The organism is Rhizobium sp. Root149 (assembly GCF_001427345.1).
Lineage (GTDB): Bacteria > Pseudomonadota > Alphaproteobacteria > Rhizobiales > Rhizobiaceae > Neorhizobium > Neorhizobium rhizoryzae.
In genome coordinates, this window is record NZ_LMGD01000022.1 from 197,469 (window position 1) to 214,317 (window position 16,849).

Consider the following 16,849-nt stretch of genomic DNA (forward strand, 5'->3'; position numbering starts at 1 on the left):
TTTAGGGGTGGCTCCCCGTCTTTCCTTGATTCTAGTCAATCCCCGGCATTGCGCAACGCCAGCGCAGCACCGAGCGGGCCAATGACGGCAAAAAACATCGTGATGGCAACAAGAATCAGAAAGGGCGGCAGGAAGGGTGCCGGATCTTCCACCGCTGCATAGGATGCGCTGACGCCAAAAATCAGCACGGGAATCGTCAATGGCAGAACGAGGATGGAAACCAGAAGCCCCCCTCTCGGGAGTGTGACTGCCACTGCCGCCCCGACAGCGCCGATGAAGGCCAGCGCCGGAGAACCGACCAGCAGGGTCAGCATGACGGCACCGATCGCCACCTCGCTCATATTCATGAACAGGCCGAGCAACGGAGAAGCGATCACCAGTGGCAGAATATTGGCCAGCCAATGCGCGAGGCACTTCACCAGAACTGTCAGCACCAGCGGATGCTCCTGCATCAAGATAAGATCCAGCGAGCCATCGTCGCGATCGGCCTGAAACAGCCGGTCAAGACCAAGGAGTGCAGCAAGCAGCGCGCCGATCCAGACGATGGCGGGACCAATCCGCGATAGAAGATTGAGATCCGGCCCTACCCCGAAGGGAATGACCGCCACCACTGTCAGGAAAAACAGGATACCGATCAAGGCGCCGCCGCCAGCACGGAAAGACAGTTTGAGATCGCGAAGCAGGAGGGCGATCATGCTTCCGCTCCTTCCATGGCCGCAAACCCAAAGCCCTTCATTTCCAACCGCCTCACATCAAGAAGCTCAAGCGGCTGATGCGTGGCGGCAAGGATCATGCCGCCCCTGGCCTGATGTTCGCGCATGAGCCGTGCCAGCAATGCCTCGGCGTTGATATCCAGTGCGGCTGTCGGCTCATCGACAATCCAGACCGGTCGGTAGGCCACCAGAAGCTTGGCGAATGCCATGCGGCGTTGTTGCCCGGCGGAAAGATAACCAAAGGGGAGATGTAATACCTGTTCAAGCTCGACCGCACGCGCTGCTTGCGCAATTGAACAGCCCCTTCCGCCCTCAGCATCACCAAAAAACGACTGCCAGAAGCTGAGGTTTTCCCGCACGGTCAGTTCCATTTTCATGGCGTTGCGATGCCCGAGATAATGGCAGGCTTCGGCAAGCCTGGAGGCTTTTCGGGTCTGGTCATACCAAAGGCTGAGGCCGCCGGAAGCCGGCTGAATCAGACCCGCGGCGACCCGCAGCAGCGTCGTTTTCCCCGACCCGTTCCGGCCGGTGAGAAGAAGGGCCTCACCCGACTGCAAGTCGAAGGAAATATTAGAGAATATGAAATCTTCACCGCGCTGGGCGGAAAGGTTTTCGGCGGCAAGCCGCATCGGTTCGCACCTTGTTCATTCTGTTGCGGGAAGACCAGAAAAAAATCGTTTCGATAGCCATTGATGGTCTGGAACACTTCTTAGAAATTATCTATAAGCTTCGCAACCACGCCAGCGGCCGGCGTGATTTTCACTTTGCGCCGGACCTGAAGATTTTTCTTCTCGTGCGGACAGCGGAAATGGTCGTACCCGCATCCTGATGTGCATGAAGTGCATAGGCGTCCGCACGCGCGTGTTGGCTCTTGATATCAGCGGGGTTACTTCTCGTGTCTAAATCTCTCGACAGCTTCAATTGCCGGTCCGTTCTGACCGTCGATGGCAAGGATTACGTCTATTACAGCCTACCGAAGGCAGAGGCCAATGGCCTGCCGGGCGTTTCCAAGCTGCCCTTCTCGATGAAGGTTCTTCTGGAAAACCTGCTGCGCTTTGAAGACGGCAAGTCGGTCACCAAGGAGCACATCCTTTCGGTTGCCGAATGGCTGAACAACAAGGGTAAGGTCGAGAACGAAATCGCCTATCGTCCGGCTCGCGTTCTGATGCAGGACTTTACCGGCGTTCCCGCCGTTGTTGACCTCGCTGCCATGCGCGACGGCATCAAGGCCCTCGGTGGCGACCCGGAAAAGATCAACCCGCTCGTTCCTGTCGATCTCGTGATCGACCACTCGGTTATCGTTGATGAGTTCGGGACTCCCAAGGCGTTTGCCCGCAACGTTGAACTCGAATACGAGCGCAACGGCGAACGTTACCGCTTCCTGAAGTGGGGCCAGCAGGCGTTCAAGAACTTCCGCGTCGTTCCTCCGGGCACAGGTATCTGTCACCAGGTGAACTTCGAATATCTCGGCCAGACGGTGTGGACGAAGGAAGAAGACGGCGAGACCATCGCTTATCCTGACACCTGTGTCGGCACCGACAGCCACACGACCATGATCAATGGTCTGGGCGTTCTGGGCTGGGGCGTTGGTGGTATCGAAGCGGAAGCCGCCATGCTCGGCCAGCCGGTTTCGATGCTTCTGCCGGAAGTCATCGGCTTCAAGCTGACCGGCACGCTGAAGGAAGGCGTGACCGCGACCGACCTCGTTCTGACGGTTGTCCAGATGCTGCGCAAGAAGGGCGTGGTTTCCAAATTCGTCGAATTCTACGGCACAGGCCTCGACACGCTGCCGGTTGCCGACCGCGCGACGATCGGCAACATGGGTCCTGAATACGGCGCAACCTGCGGCTTCTTCCCGGTCGATTCCGCCACCGTTGGCTATCTCGACATGTCGGGCCGCACGAAGGACCGTATCGCTCTCGTTGAAGCCTATTCCAAGGCTCAGGGCATGTGGCGTCAGGGCGATGGATCCGACCTCGTCTTCACCGACACGCTGGAACTCGATCTCGGCGACGTCGTGCCGTCCATGGCTGGTCCGAAGCGTCCGGAAGGCCGTCTGCCGCTCGAAACCATTGCTCCGAACTTTGCAACCGCTCTCGAAGGCGATTACAAGAAGCCGGGTCAGCTCGATACGCGTTGGGCTGTTGAAGGCACCGATTTCGATCTCGGCCATGGTGACGTTGCAATCGCCGCCATCACGTCCTGCACCAACACTTCGAACCCGAGCGTTCTGATTGCTGCTGGCCTTCTCGCCCGCAACGCTGTTGCCAAGGGCCTGAAGTCCAAGCCGTGGGTCAAGACCTCGCTTGCACCGGGATCCCAGGTTGTCGGCGAATATCTTGAGAAGTCCGGCCTGCAGAAGGAACTGGACGCGCTCGGCTTCAACCTCGTCGGTTTCGGCTGCACGACCTGCATCGGCAACTCCGGCCCGCTGCCAGCACCGATCTCCAAGACGATCAACGACAAGGGCATCATTGCCGCTGGCGTGCTCTCCGGTAACCGCAACTTCGAAGGTCGTATCTCGCCGGACGTTCAGGCGAACTACCTGGCTTCCCCGCCGCTCGTGGTTGCCTACGCTCTCGCCGGTACTGTCCAGAAGGACCTGACCAGCGAGCCGCTCGGTGAAGACCGCGATGGCAACCCGGTTTACCTGAAGGACATCTGGCCGACCTCCGCCGAAGTGCAGGAGTTCATCCAGAAGTACGTGACCCGCGAACTGTTCGAGACCAAGTATGCAGACGTCTTCAAGGGCGACGCAAACTGGCAGGCTGTGCAGGTTCCGGAAGGGCAGACCTATGCTTGGGACGACCAGTCGACCTATGTGCAGAACCCGCCTTACTTCGTCGGCATGCCGAAGCAGGCTGGTGTCGGCACCGACAACATCGTCAACGCCCGCGTTCTCGGTCTCTTCGGCGACAAGATCACCACCGACCATATTTCTCCGGCCGGTTCGATCAAGGCGCAGTCCCCGGCTGGTGCCTACCTGCTCGGCAACGGCGTATCCGTTGCTGACTTCAACCAGTACGGTACACGCCGTGGCAATCATGAAGTGATGATGCGCGGCACGTTCGCCAACATCCGCATCCGTAACTTCATGCTCGGCCCGAACGGCAAGGAAGGCGGTTACACCGTCCACTATCCGTCCAAGGAAGAGATGTCGATCTACGACGCTGCCATGAAGTACAAGGCCGAAGGCACGCCGCTGGTCATCTTTGCAGGCGTTGAATACGGCAACGGTTCTTCGCGTGACTGGGCTGCCAAGGGTACCAACCTGCTCGGCGTTCGCGCTGTCATCGCGCAGTCCTTCGAGCGTATTCACCGCTCGAACCTGGTCGGCATGGGCGTTATCCCGTTCGTCTTCGAAGAGGGCACGAACTGGCAGACGCTGGACCTGAAGGGTGACGAAACGGTCACGATCGAAGGTCTCAACGGCGAAATCAAGCCGCGCGAGTGGAAGACGGCCAAGATCACCTATGCAGACGGAACGGTGAAGGAGATCAAGATCCTCTGCCGCATCGACACGCTGGATGAAGTCACCTACGTCAACAATGGCGGCATCCTGCAGACGGTTCTTCGCGATCTGGCTGCCTGATCGGCTCTGGATTGCGCTACTCTAGAGGTGGCGCAATCTTCTGGCCTGATGCAGGGTTCACCGTCTGGAGAAGACGAAATTCAAGGAAGCCGCCGGACAGGCCTTGTCCGGCGGCTTCTTTATGCGCAAATCTGCACATACAACTCTCACCCGCTTGTGACTTCCGCTTGATGGAGGTTGGGGGGTAGGTTGCAGACCAGACCCGCTTCTCATGCCCCAAAGACACCATGCGCAACACACAAGTCCATCATCGGCATACAGTGACATCCGCCTTCTGGCTCACCGTCAGCCTTCTGGTTGCAGGTACCGCATTGGCGGGCGACATCTCGTCTCCGAAAGGCGTGGTGGAACTTTTTACGTCGCAAGGGTGCTCCTCCTGTCCGCCCGCCGACGCCGCCCTGAAGCAGATCGTCGATCAGGGAGATGTGGTGGCGCTGTCTTACCACGTCGATTACTGGAACTATCTTGGCTGGACCGATACGCTGAGCTCCAAGGAAAATACGGAGCGCCAGTATGGCTATGCGCACAGCATGGGCCGCAGCGGGGTCTATACGCCACAGGCCATCATCAATGGTCGGGCGCATGTCAAAGGCACCGATGTCGCAGCAATCAATGGGAAGATCAGCCAGTTGCACGGCGAGGGCCAAGGCCTGACCGTTCCGATCACGGCCCGAATGAATGGCGAGGAAATGGAAATCTCCATCCCGGCCGGCGAGGGTCGAGCAGACGTGGTTGTCGCCTACTTCACCAAGAAGGAGGCAGTCACCGTCGAACGTGGCGAGAACAGCGGGCGCCAGATGGAATACTGGCATAATGTCTATGATGTTCAGACAGTGGGCATGTGGGAAGGCAAGGATCTGAAGATCACCCTGCCTGCCAAGGCCATGGGTCGCTCCAAGAAGGATGGATGCGCGATCCTTCTCCAGGCATCGGGGCCGAAGGGCGAACCTGCTGCGATCATGGGTGCCGCCGTCTTGATGGCAGGACGAAAGCGTCCCCAATAGCGATACCTTTGCAGAGAAAAAGGTCCGGCCCGAAGCGTCGGGGGCTGGGGGTAAGGTCAACGCCTGGGACCGGACCTGATGGCGCTGTGCGCCAACTGCATGACACCAATCTGACGCGCGATTCGGGCGCGGGTTTGTTCGAATTCAGGCGGAAAACGGCATTTAAGAAAAAACAAATAATGCGGATAGCAGCGCTGAAACTCCGTCGGGCAGAATGCGTTAGCCTGTCGAACGCGCTTGCTTTTTGGCAGGCGTAGGGCACACTGTCACGCAGCCGTCATCAAAAACGGCCTTGGATTGAGGAGCTTTGATGAGCGATCAGCCAGAGACAGGAGGGCGGCTTTCCAGTTCGGATGGCGCCAACGTGATCGAACTCAACCAGTACCGGCAGAGCACTGACGCCGTCCCCGTGATGTTCCATCGCCGGGAACTGGATGCCATCTTGAGAATTTACGGTCGCATGGTCGGAGAGGGTGAGTGGAAGGACTACGCCATCGATCAGTTGCGGGATCGGGCAGTCTTTTCAGTTTTCAAGCGTTCGGGGGAGATGCCCCTGTACCGGATCGAGAAGAATCCCAAGCTCGCGGCCAAGCAAGGCGCCTTCAGCGTTACCAATACGCATGGCATGATCCTGAAGCGTGGCCATGACTTGCAGCAAGTCTTGAAAGTCTTCGACAAGGTATTGAAGCTGATCGACTAAAGCATGTCACGCAAAAGTGTGCAGCGGTTTTGCGAAAACGACATGCGATAAAACAAAGAGTTAAAGCGTCAGGAGCGAATCTGAAAGATCGCGACAAGCTTTAGAACGTCAGCCCCCGAAAAGTGTACCAGGATAGGCGCCAAGATCCGGCGGTGTTGTGGTGCCAGCCCCCAGTTCCCGCTGCATGAAGACCGTATCGAGCCACTGGCCGTGCTTGAACCCGGTCCCTTTCATGGTTCCAACCATTTGGAAGCCGAGCGCTGCATGCAGGCCGGCAGAGGCAGAGCTTGCGCCGCCGATGACCGCTGCCATCTGCCGGAACCCGAGACCTGTACAGCGTTCAATGAGTTCCTTCAGGAGCACCTTGCCTAAGCCGCGACCTCTGGCGAGGGGCGAGAGGTAGATCGAATCCTCGACCAGCCAGCGATAGGCAGGACGGGTCCTGAAAGCTGAGGCATAGGCGTAGCCGAGAAGCGTGCCGTCGGCATCTTCGGCCACCACATAAGGATACCCCTTCTCAGTTATCGCCCTGAAGCGCTGCAGCATTTCCGCCTCGTCTGGAGGCGTGATCTCGTAGCTGGCGCTGCCGTTCAGGACGCTATCGCGATAGATGTCTGTGATGGCGGGTATATCGGTGGGGCTCGCGTCGCGCAGATGATAGGTCATATCAGTTCAATCCGGATAAGGTCTTGCCTTGATAAGATCCATCGAGACTGAACTGCAACAAAAAAGGCGAGCCGAAGCCCGCCTTTTAAATCCAGAATGCGCAGAACTATTATTCTGCTGCACCTTCCGAAGCTGCTGCAGCGGCGGCTTCTGCTGCTGCCTTTTCGGCGGCGAGAGCCTGTGCTGCTGCAACCTTTTCAGCTTCGATACGTGCACGCTCTTCAGCAGCGGCAGCGCGTTCAGCTTCGTTGAGCTTGCGGGCGCGAGTGTTGGTGTTCTCGACGATACGCGCAGACTTGCCGCGACGGTCGCGCAGGTAGTACAGCTTCGCGCGACGAACCTTACCGCGACGAACGACTTCAACGCTGTCGACCAGCGGAGAGTAAACCGGGAATACGCGCTCGACGCCTTCGCCGTAGGAGATCTTGCGAACGGTGAAGCTCTCGTTGATGCCGCCGCCGGAGCGAGCGATGCAAACGCCTTCATAGGCCTGAACACGGGTACGGTTGCCTTCGCGAACCGTTACGTTGACGCGGAGCGTATCGCCAGGAGAGAATTCCGGCAGCTTGCGCTTGGCTTCGATCTTGGCAGCCTGTTCGGCTTCCAGCTGAGCAATGATATCTGTCATGTTAACCTCTAGGTTCTTCTGAAACGACCAGAGCGCTCGACATCGGACCTTCGGACTTGCCTTGGAGCCGTGCTGTGAACCAAAAGAGGGAGTTCACAAGCAGGAGCGGATTCGCCATTCTTTGTTACGGTCAACGGGAGAAACTCCCATGTCCGCGTGGGCCTTTACACCACCAATCGCCATTTGTCACCCCTGTCGCGCAGGAATCTGAATTCAAGATCATCCTGATATGGCCTTGCAGCACGACCCAGCAACCGATAAGCCGCTCGATCATCAGGTTGCAAGGGAGGGCACCGGGTGTCGATTTCAATTATTGTCTTGCTGTTTGTATCCGGTTTTCTGTCGGGAGCGGTCAACGCCATTGCAGGTGGCGGCACATTCCTGACCTTTGGCGCGCTGACACTTGCAGGCCTGCCGCCGATTTCGGCCAATGCGACCTCGTCCATCGTGCAGTTTCCCGGCTATGTGACATCGACGTTTGCCTACAAGACCGAGTTGATGAAACGCTGGCGAAGCGCCGTCGCCCTGACTATTATTTCGGCGGTCGGCGGGCTCGCGGGCGCCCTCATCCTTCTGGCACTCGACAATCCGTCGTTCCGCGCCATGGTGCCTTGGCTGCTGGCGGCGGCAACGGCCATCTTTGCGGCCGGTCCGCTCTTGAAGCCCAAAGCGTCTGCGGAACGAACCGGCACATCACCGTCCTCGGCCATTGGCCAGTTTCTGACCGCAATCTATGGCGGTTTCTTCGGTGCAGGCATGGGCATCATGATGCTGGCCGTGCTGGGCCTGACAACCGGCGGAAGCTATCATCACCTCAACGCGCTGAAGAACCTGCTCGCCATGGTGATTGCCGCTGTCGCCATCATCGTCTTCGTCGGCGGCGGCGTCGTGGGCTGGGCGCAGGCCGTGATCATGATTCCCGCAGGCGCTGCCGGTGGCTATGCGGGGGTCTGGCTCGCGCGGCGGGTTCCGCAAACCATCATGCGCATGCTGGTGGTTGCTGTCGGCACAGCGCTGACGATCTATTACTTCGTCACCGGCTGAGCGTCTTGCTTTAGGAGATCGGGCCTGCGCGCCTTTGTCAGCGCCAGTGCCTGTTCATGGCGCCATTTGTCGATCGCCGCATGGTTACCGGATGTCAGCACGGACGGGATGGCAACGCCTTCGAATTCCTGCGGTCGCGTGTAGTGCGGATGTTCCAGCAAGCCAGTCTCAAAGCTTTCATGCGTGCCGGACAATGCATTGCCCATAACACCGGGCAGAATGCGCACGACGGCATCCAGCACGGTCAAGGCCGCCGGTTCGCCGCCGGACAGGATGTAATCGCCGATCGAGACCTCTTCGAGCTGGCGACCGTCGATAACCCGCTGATCCACCCCCTCGAAACGACCGCAGACGATGACGACGCCCTCGCCTGCCGCCAGCTCTCGCACCCGTTCTTGAGTCAACGGCTTGCCACGCGGACTCATCAACAGGCGCGGACGCGAATCCTGAGCGAGCGAATCGATGGCTTGCGCCAGAATATCCGGCTTCAACACCATGCCTGCGCCGCCACCGGCTGGCGTATCATCCACCGTGCGATGCTTGTCTTTGGCGAAATCGCGGATCTGAACCGCTTCCAGCGACCAGTCGCCCCGCTCCATGGCCTTGCCGGAGAGGGAATAACCAAGATGGCCGGGAAACATTTCAGGATAGAGCGTGAGAACCGTTGCGTGGAACGTCATGACCCAGGCTCAGTCCCGCTTCTTTTTCGGCGGTGACTTCTTCTCAGAAGCATCCGGCTTTCCATCGGGAATCTCGCCCTTCAGATCCTCGTCCTCCGGCAGATCGATCAGACCGGCGGCAACCGGATCGACCAGAAGTTTCCCATTTTCCAGATCGATTTCCAGCACAGCGGCTTCGGTGAAGGGAATAAGCGTCGGGCGCTTGTTGGGTGCCTTCAGCTCAAGGAGATCGCCAGCACCGAAGTCGAAAACGCTGCTGACCACACCATAACTGATGCCATCGGCATCGACCGCCTCGAGGCCTTCAAGATCGGCATAGAAGAACTCATCATCATCCAGTTCCTCATCGGGCAGTTTTTCGCGATCGATGAAGAGCTCCAGCCCGTTCAGCGCTTCGGCGGCATTGCGATCATTGATGCCGCGAAAGCGCACGATGACGACATTTTTGGCTTCCCGGATTTCCAGAATTTCGAAGACCCTGCCATCCTCGCTGTGAAGATTGCCATAATCACCCAGCGCCAGCGGATCTTCCGTGAAGGAGCGCACCCGCACTTCACCGCGCAAGCCCTGCGCCGCACCGACGGTCGCCATGAGGATGGGGTTTTCGAGCTTTGCCATGGTTTTATCCTGCCTGTCTTCGTCACTGCTCTAACCCGGATCAATGATCTTGAAAACACAAAGACCGGAAAAACAAAACGGACGACATGTCGCCATGCCGTCCGTTCTGTCAAATCTGAGGTAGACGCTTATTCAGCAGCGGCTTCAGCGGCCTTCTGAGCCTTCTCGGCAGCGCGCTCCTGAGCCTTCTTGCCCGGCTTGCCCTTTTCAGCGTTGTTGCGAGCAGCGCGCTCTGCAATGCCAGCTTCTGCCATGAAGCGCAGAACGCGGTCGGTCGGCTGTGCGCCCTTGGCAACCCAGGACTTGATGCCTTCAACGTCGAGCTTCACGCGCTCAGCATTGTCCTTCGGCAGCATCGGGTTCCAGGAACCGAGCGTTGCGATGAAGCGGCCATCGCGCGGCGCGCGGGCATCGGCGACAACAACGTGGTAGTAAGGACGCTTCTTGGAACCACCACGGGCCAGACGGATCTTCAGGGACATTTCAAACTCCTTCAGTTTTTTCGGTAAGGGCCGTCTTCTTCGACGGTCCTGTTGTGTTTCAGGCCGCGCTCAGGCGGTCTTTTCAGTGACACCGCCGTGTTCGGCAGCAATGGCTTCATGATGACGGATGACTTCCTTGATAATGAAATTCAGGAACTTCTCCGCAAAATCCGGATCGAGCTGCGCATCCTTGGCAAGGCGGCGCAAACGCTCGATCTGGTATTCCTCGCGCGCCGGGTCTGCCGGCGGCAAATCGAACTGGGCCTTCAGAATGCCCACTTCCTTCGTGCAGCGAAAACGCTCGGCCAGCATGTGCACAAGTGCCGCGTCGATGTTGTCGATCGACTGGCGGTACTTTCCGAGCTGTTCTTTGACCTTTGGATCAACCATGGCTTTGAGCGCCTCCCCTCACTTCTTCTTCGGAAAGCCGGGAAGACCCGGCAGGCCACCCAGACCCGGAAGTTTGCTGCCCAATCCTGGCATACCGCCGGGAAGACCCGGCATCGAACCCGGCTTAAAGCCTGCGGCTTCCGCTTGCTTTGCCAGCGCTTCCAGTTGCTTGGGGTCCATTTGCGACAGATCAGGCATACCGCCCATACCACCACCAAGGCCACCAAGACCCATCTTGCCGGCCAGACCGCCCATCATCTGTTTCATGATGCCGCCTTTGCCCTTGCCACCCATAGCCTTCATCATGTCCGCCATCTGGCGGTGCATCTTGAGAAGCTTGTTGATTTCGGCGGCATCGGTGCCGGAGCCGGCGGCGATACGCTTCTTTCGGCTGTGCTTGAGAAGATCGGGATTGGCGCGTTCGGCCTTCGTCATCGACGAGATGATGGCAAGCTGGCGGTCAAACACCTTGTCGGTCATGCCGGACGCTGCGAGCTTGTCCTTCATGCCCGCCATGCCAGGCATCATTCCCATGATGCCGCCCATGCCGCCTAACGATTTCATCTGCTTCAGCTGCTCGGCCAGATCGTTCAGGTCGAACTTGCCCTTGGCCATCTTTTCGGCCATGGCGCGCGCTTTTTCGGCGTCGATATTTTCGGCGGCCTTTTCAACCAGCGAAACGATATCGCCCATACCGAGAATGCGGTCGGCGATACGGCGCGGATGGAACTCGTCGAGTTCCGACATCTTTTCGCCGATACCGATGAGCTTGATCGGCTTGCCGGTGACAGCACGCATGGACAGAGCGGCACCGCCGCGGCCATCGCCATCCATGCGGGTGAGAACGAGGCCGGTAATGCCGACGCGTTCATCGAAGTTACGGGCGAGGTTGACGGCGTCCTGACCGGTCAGCGAATCCGCGACCAGCAGAATTTCGTGCGGCTTGGAGCGGGCCTTGATCTCGGCCATCTCCGCCATCAGCGGCTCGTCGATATGCGTACGGCCTGCCGTATCGAGAATGACGACATCATGACCGCCGAGCTTGGCAGCCTGGACGGCGCGAGAGGCGATATCGGTCGGCGACTGGCCAGCAATGATCGGCAAAGTATCGACGCCCGTCTGAACGCCCAGCTGACGCAACTGCTCTTGCGCTGCCGGACGGCGCGTATCGAGCGAGGCCATGAGAACTTTCTTGCGGTCGCGATCCGTCAACCGCTTGGCGATCTTGCCGGTCGTCGTGGTCTTACCGGATCCCTGCAAGCCTACCATCATGATGACGACCGGCGACGGTGCGTTCAGGTCGATCGAAACGCCTTCCGAACCCAGCATCTCGATGAGTTCGTCGTGAACGATCTTCACGACCATCTGGCCGGGCTTGATCGACTTCAGGACGGAGGCACCAACGGCCTTTTCACGAACGCGATCGGTGAAGGAACGAACGACTTCCAGCGCCACGTCCGCTTCCAGAAGCGCACGGCGAACCTCGCGCATGGCCGCCGAGACATCCGCCTCGGAAAGCGCGCCACGGCCGGTCAGTCCACTCAAGATGGAACCAAGACGGTCCTGGAGGTTTTCGAACATCGTTTCATCCTTCTTGACGTTGCACAGTTCTGACTGGTGCAAACGTCGGGTCTTTGCCGCCGAAAAACAAGACGCAAAGCCAAACGACACCCGAGGGCGCCACGCGCTGTCGGGTGTTGACCTCCGGGATCTCTTTATACCTTTACGGGTCCCGGTCGGCGGCTAAAGTTCTTGAAACTTTCAGCAGATGGCGGGCTTAAACAGCAACTGGCCCGCAAAGTCAAGGCTGCCGGGGGTTTTTGCCATCTAGACCTGTCTGCACAATCAACCGACTGTGATGCCGCTGATCCGACATGCCAGCCTATCGTAACGCTTCTTGATAGGTTCAACCGGGATACCTATAGATTTTATTATGAAGCGACGCAATTTCCTGAAATGGTCAGCAATCGGCAGTCTCGCGCTTTTGGGCGGCGGGCTTGCAGCAGGGAGAGCCATGGCAGCCAACAAATATTATACGGGGCCGGTGTCCGACCATTTCGACGGAACGCGCTTCTTCAATCCCGGCGGCGAAGCGCCCAAAGGCTTTCTCAACCTTCTGAAATGGCGCTTCAACGGCAAGAGCATAGACTGGCCTGATGCCTATCCAAGCCCGTTTGCAGGCGCAAAGCCTGAAAAGCGGGTGACAGGGAACCGGATAGTGGTGACCATGGTCGGCCATGCTTCCATGCTGATCCAGGTTGCTGGCTTGAACATCCTGACCGACCCCGTCTGGTCGGACCGTACCAGCCCGGTGTCATTTGCAGGCCCGAAACGGGTGAACGAGCCGGGCATCAGGATCGAAGATTTGCCGGCTATCGATATCGTCATCGTCACCCACAATCACTACGACCACCTCGATATCGATACGCTGAAGCGTATCCACGCCGCCCATCGTCCGCGCTACATCACGCCTCTGGGCAATGACAAGATCTTCGGCCCCGAACTGGATGATCCGCGCATTACGGTCATGGATTGGGGCTCGAAGGATTATGTCGGCAAGAATGTGTCGATCCACTGCGAGCCATGCCATCACTGGTCGGCCCGCGGGCTTGGCGACCGCAGCATGGCGCTGTGGGGTGCTTTCGTGATCGAGACACTGGCGGGCAAAATCTACCACGTCGGTGATACGGGCTTCCATGAGGGCGTCAACTACAAGGCGGCGCAGGAAAAGCATGGTTCTTTCCGTCTCGCCATTCTGCCGATCGGCGCCTATGAGCCACGCTGGTTCATGAAAGCGCAACACCAGAACCCGGAAGAAGCGGTTGCTGGAATGCAGCTCGCCAAGGCTTCTTACGCCATTGGCCACCACTGGGGTACGGTAAAGCTCACCGATGAAGGCATTGAGGAGCCGCTGGCGGCACTGCGCAATGCACTTGCAGCAGCACAGATCAAGCCGGAGCGGTTTCGTCCGCTTCGCCCGGGCGAAGCCTTCGACGTGCCGGAAGCGTAAGACCCTACATATGTTAGAATATTTCAATCTTTAAGCGATGTAAAAATTTTATGATCGCGAAAGATGCATCGTTGACTCTTGCCGTGCTTGGCTTCAGAATCCTGCGCATTCACCAGGGGTGTCCCGCAAGGGGCTGAGATTCCGCTGGGCTTGGCTTTTAGAGGCCAAGCAGCGCGGTGACCCGTTGAACCTGATCCAGTTCATACTGGCGTAGGGACGGTGCACGCGCGATTTCTACAGGGCCATGTCTGCCTTGTCTCGGCGTCTATCCATCTTTCCGGCTGACGTGACTGGATCTCCAAACCTTAAACCTTGGAGTTCCACGATGAACATTGCCCCGAATTTTCCCCGACTCGATGTGACAACTGGGCCGCTTCCCGCTTCAACCAAGATCCATGTGAGCGGCGAACTGCACCCTGACATCCGGGTGCCGCTTCGCCAGATTGCCCTGCACCCTACTTCCGGCGAACCACCGGTGAACGTCTACGATTCATCCGGCCCCTACACTGATCCGGCTGTCGCAATCGAGATCGAAAAGGGCCTGCCGCGCCTGCGGGAAAACTGGGTCGCGGCACGCGGCGATACGCAGCTTTACGACGGACGCGAGGTGAAACCGGAGGATAATGGTTTTGCCAGCGGCGAGCGGTTGACGCCCGCTTTTCCCGTGCAGCCGAAACCACGCCGCGCGACGGATGGCAAAGCGGTAACGCAGTTGGCTTACGCGCGGGCAGGCATCATCACGCCTGAGATGGAGTTCGTGGCGATCCGCGAAAATCTTGGGCGGAGGGCCCTCAAGGAAAAACTGGAACGCGACGGCGAGAGTTTTGGAGCCGCCATTCCCGACTACGTGACGCCGGAATTCGTGCGGCAGGAAGTGGCGCTGGGTCGCGCCATTATTCCCGCCAATATCAACCACCCGGAACTGGAGCCGATGGCGATTGGCCGCAACTTTCTGGTCAAGATCAACGCCAATATCGGCAATTCCGCCGTCACCTCCTCCATGGCCGAGGAAGTGGAAAAGATGGTCTGGGCCATCCGCTGGGGTGCCGATACCGTGATGGACCTTTCTACGGGCCGGAACATTCACAACATTCGCGACTGGATCATCCGCAATGCGCCGGTTCCGATTGGTACTGTGCCGCTCTATCAGGCGCTGGAGAAGGTGGGCGGCATTGCCGAAGACCTGACCTGGAACGTGTTCCGCGATACGCTGATCGAACAGGCGGAACAGGGCGTCGATTACTTCACCATTCATGCAGGCGTTCGGCTTCACTACATTCCGCTCACCGTCAGTCGTGTGACGGGCATCGTTTCCCGCGGCGGCTCCATCATGGCCAAGTGGTGCCTGCATCACCACAAGGAAAGCTTCCTCTACGAGCATTTCGAGGAGATCTGCGACATCTGCCGTGCCTATGATGTCTCCTTCTCGCTGGGCGATGGCTTGCGTCCCGGCTCGATTGCCGATGCCAATGACGCCGCGCAGTTTGCAGAACTGGAAACGCTGGGCGAATTGACGAAGATTGCCTGGGCGAAAGATTGCCAGGTGATGATCGAAGGTCCCGGCCATGTTCCCATGCACAAGATCAAGGAGAACATGGACAAGCAGTTGAAGGTGTGCGGAGAAGCTCCCTTCTATACGCTTGGGCCGCTGACGACGGACATCGCCCCCGGCTACGACCACATTACCTCCGGCATTGGTGCGGCTATGATCGGCTGGTACGGCACCGCCATGCTGTGCTACGTCACGCCAAAGGAACATCTGGGCCTGCCCGACCGGGATGACGTGAAGGTAGGCGTCATCACCTACAAGATTGCCGCCCATGCAGCCGATCTCGCCAAGGGACATCCGGCAGCACAGGTGCGTGACGATGCACTTTCCCGTGCACGCTTCGAATTCCGCTGGGAGGATCAATTCAACCTCTCGCTCGATCCGGAAACCGCCCGTTCCTATCACGACGAGACCCTGCCGAAGGAAGCACACAAGGTGGCGCATTTCTGCTCCATGTGCGGGCCGAAATTCTGCTCGATGCGCATTTCGCACGATATTCGTGCCGAAGCACAAAAGGAGGGGCTGGAAGCCATGGCGGCGAAATTCCGTGAGGGCGGCGATCTGTACATGCCTGTTGCGGAATAAGGACCAGTTCGGACCATGACAATTCTGATCAAGGGGGCCGGCGTTGCCGGTCTCGTACTTGCCTATGAACTGCGCCGCCGCGGCCTGAACGTGGTTCTGAACGATTCGGCGCCACGGGCCGGTTTGGGCGCATCTCACTATGCGGGCGGCATGCTTGCCCCCTGGTGCGAACGCGAAGCAGCAAACGAGACCGTCTTCGATCTCGGATTATCTGCTGCCGACTGGTGGGAGCAAGCACTGCCCGGCATGGTCCATCGGCGGGGCACGCTCGTGCTGGCACTGAACCGCGACCGCGCAGAACTCGAAAGGTTTGCCAAGCGCACCCATGGCTATCAATGGCTGGATGAAAAGTGCATTGCAGCGCTCGAACCGGCTCTGGCAGGACGCTTCACCCGAGCACTCTATTTTGCCGGAGAGGCGCACCTGGATCCGCGGAAAGCCCTTCTCGCACTGGAAGAAAAGCTGGTGAACGCAGGGGTGACGCTTTCCTTTGGCCAGCCAATGACATCCCCCTTGCGTCGCTTCTCGAAGATTGTGGATTGCACAGGTCCATCTGCCATCGGCAACATCAAGGGGCTGCGCGGCGTACGCGGAGAAATGTTGATGCTGGAGACACAGGAAATCCAGTTGACGCGCACCATCCGTGTCTTGCATCCGCGCCATCCCGTCTATCTCGTCCCGCGCGGCGAGGGTCAGGTGATGCTGGGTGCAACCATGATCGAAAGCAATGACGCAGGGCAAGCTTCGGTTCGATCTACCATGGAGCTTCTGAATACCGCCTACGCATTGCATCCTGCCTTTGGCGAGGCCCGCATTCTGGAAACGGGTGCCGGCGTGCGTCCTGCCTTTATCGACAACACGCCACGCATTGTAAAAACCAAAGACGGCATCGCCATAGCCGGGCTTTATCGTCACGGCTTTCTTCTGGCACCGGCACTGGCCAGACAGGCAGCGGACATGATGCAACGCGACCGGCGGAAGGGGGCCGCATGAGGGTGATCGTGAATGGCGAGACTTTCGTGATTGGCTCCACAAACCTCGCAGACCTGTTGCAGGAACTGGAATACGAAGGCGAGTGGCTGGCAACGGCCGTGAATGCAGAACTTATCCATCGCGAAGAGCGCGAGACCTTGGAACTGAAACCGGATGACCGGATCGAAATTCTCTCACCTCGACAGGGAGGCTAAC

Annotated in this window: 18 protein-coding genes and 1 riboswitch; of the genes, 9 read left to right on the forward strand and 9 right to left on the reverse strand. The window is 58.6% G+C overall.

The genetic code is table 11. The annotated features are described in order from the left end of the window. Positions 1-35 precede the first annotated feature (35 nt). Positions 36-695 carry a heme exporter protein CcmB gene (gene ccmB, locus ASD54_RS19190; RefSeq protein ID WP_062556156.1) on the reverse strand — a complete coding sequence of 220 codons (660 nt, stop codon included), beginning with the start codon at positions 693-695 and terminating at the stop codon, positions 36-38. Next, positions 692-1,342: a heme ABC exporter ATP-binding protein CcmA gene (ccmA, locus tag ASD54_RS19195; protein ID WP_062556157.1), complete on the reverse strand. Its 651-nt coding sequence runs from the start codon at positions 1,340-1,342 to the stop codon at positions 692-694. The genes ccmB and ccmA overlap by 4 nt, the downstream gene beginning before the upstream one ends. Positions 1,343-1,353: 11 nt before the next feature. Here ccmA and ASD54_RS19200 point away from each other — a divergent pair, with 11 nt between their 5' ends. The 4 genes from ASD54_RS19200 (at position 1,354) to ASD54_RS19215 (ending at position 6,009) form a co-directional block, all read left to right on the forward strand. Further along, complete coding sequence (locus ASD54_RS19200) at positions 1,354-1,542, forward strand: hypothetical protein (RefSeq protein WP_062556158.1); 189 nt, start codon at positions 1,354-1,356, stop codon at positions 1,540-1,542. A 66-nt stretch (positions 1,543-1,608) separates the two neighbouring features. Continuing rightward, positions 1,609-4,305: an aconitate hydratase AcnA gene (gene acnA, locus ASD54_RS19205; RefSeq protein WP_062556159.1), complete on the forward strand. Its 2,697-nt coding sequence runs from the start codon at positions 1,609-1,611 to the stop codon at positions 4,303-4,305. Positions 4,306-4,565: 260 nt separating this feature from the next. Beyond that, positions 4,566-5,309, forward strand: coding sequence for a thioredoxin family protein (locus ASD54_RS19210; RefSeq protein WP_062556299.1), 744 nt, complete (start codon positions 4,566-4,568; stop codon positions 5,307-5,309). Positions 5,310-5,619: 310 nt separating this feature from the next. Further along, positions 5,620-6,009 carry a DUF2794 domain-containing protein gene (locus tag ASD54_RS19215; protein ID WP_062556160.1) on the forward strand — a complete coding sequence of 130 codons (390 nt, stop codon included), beginning with the start codon at positions 5,620-5,622 and terminating at the stop codon, positions 6,007-6,009. Between the two features lie 108 nt (positions 6,010-6,117). On the opposite strand, the gene ASD54_RS19220 is transcribed toward ASD54_RS19215, so the two are convergent. Continuing rightward, positions 6,118-6,675, reverse strand: coding sequence for a GNAT family N-acetyltransferase (locus tag ASD54_RS19220; protein ID WP_062556161.1), 558 nt, complete (start codon positions 6,673-6,675; stop codon positions 6,118-6,120). 109 nt (positions 6,676-6,784) lie between these two features. Then, on the reverse strand, positions 6,785-7,303 hold the full coding sequence (gene rplS, locus ASD54_RS19225) for a 50S ribosomal protein L19 (protein WP_062556162.1): 519 nt from the start codon (positions 7,301-7,303) through the stop codon (positions 6,785-6,787). Positions 7,304-7,600: 297 nt separating this feature from the next. Here rplS and ASD54_RS19230 point away from each other — a divergent pair, with 297 nt between their 5' ends. Then, the gene (locus ASD54_RS19230; RefSeq protein ID WP_062556163.1) at positions 7,601-8,347 is read left to right on the forward strand and encodes a sulfite exporter TauE/SafE family protein; all 747 of its coding nucleotides are present in this window, start codon (positions 7,601-7,603) and stop codon (positions 8,345-8,347) included. On the opposite strand, the gene trmD is transcribed toward ASD54_RS19230, so the two are convergent. The 5 genes from trmD to ffh form a co-directional block, all read right to left on the reverse strand. Next, on the reverse strand, positions 8,329-9,027 hold the full coding sequence (gene trmD / locus ASD54_RS19235; RefSeq protein WP_062556164.1) for a tRNA (guanosine(37)-N1)-methyltransferase TrmD: 699 nt from the start codon (positions 9,025-9,027) through the stop codon (positions 8,329-8,331). The two genes, ASD54_RS19230 and trmD, sit on opposite strands and share 19 nt — an antisense overlap. A gap of 9 nt (positions 9,028-9,036) precedes the next feature. Continuing rightward, positions 9,037-9,645, reverse strand: a complete 609-nt coding sequence (rimM, locus tag ASD54_RS19240; protein ID WP_062556165.1) for a ribosome maturation factor RimM — start codon at positions 9,643-9,645, stop codon at positions 9,037-9,039. A gap of 128 nt (positions 9,646-9,773) precedes the next feature. Beyond that, entirely contained in the window at positions 9,774-10,127 is a 354-nt protein-coding gene (rpsP, locus tag ASD54_RS19245) for a 30S ribosomal protein S16 (RefSeq protein WP_062556166.1), read from the reverse strand. A gap of 69 nt (positions 10,128-10,196) precedes the next feature. Next, positions 10,197-10,517: a chorismate mutase gene (locus tag ASD54_RS19250; RefSeq protein ID WP_062556167.1), complete on the reverse strand. Its 321-nt coding sequence runs from the start codon at positions 10,515-10,517 to the stop codon at positions 10,197-10,199. Positions 10,518-10,535: 18 nt separating this feature from the next. Further along, entirely contained in the window at positions 10,536-12,098 is a 1,563-nt protein-coding gene (ffh, locus tag ASD54_RS19255; protein WP_062556300.1) for a signal recognition particle protein, read from the reverse strand. A gap of 352 nt (positions 12,099-12,450) precedes the next feature. Here ffh and ASD54_RS19260 point away from each other — a divergent pair, with 352 nt between their 5' ends. From ASD54_RS19260 to thiS, 4 genes are all read left to right on the forward strand, one after another. After that, the gene (locus ASD54_RS19260) at positions 12,451-13,527 is read left to right on the forward strand and encodes an MBL fold metallo-hydrolase (RefSeq protein WP_062556168.1); all 1,077 of its coding nucleotides are present in this window, start codon (positions 12,451-12,453) and stop codon (positions 13,525-13,527) included. Between the two features lie 104 nt (positions 13,528-13,631). Then, a riboswitch (TPP riboswitch) is annotated at positions 13,632-13,762 on the forward strand. Positions 13,763-13,852: 90 nt separating this feature from the next. Further along, a complete protein-coding gene (thiC, locus tag ASD54_RS19265) occupies positions 13,853-15,661 on the forward strand; it encodes a phosphomethylpyrimidine synthase ThiC (RefSeq protein WP_062556169.1) in 1,809 nt (602 codons plus the stop codon). A gap of 15 nt (positions 15,662-15,676) precedes the next feature. Then, positions 15,677-16,654: a glycine oxidase ThiO gene (gene thiO, locus ASD54_RS19270; RefSeq protein WP_062556170.1), complete on the forward strand. Its 978-nt coding sequence runs from the start codon at positions 15,677-15,679 to the stop codon at positions 16,652-16,654. Next, positions 16,651-16,848: a sulfur carrier protein ThiS gene (thiS, locus tag ASD54_RS19275; RefSeq protein ID WP_062556171.1), complete on the forward strand. Its 198-nt coding sequence runs from the start codon at positions 16,651-16,653 to the stop codon at positions 16,846-16,848. The genes thiO and thiS overlap by 4 nt, the downstream gene beginning before the upstream one ends. The last annotated feature ends 1 nt before the right edge of the window (position 16,849 follow it).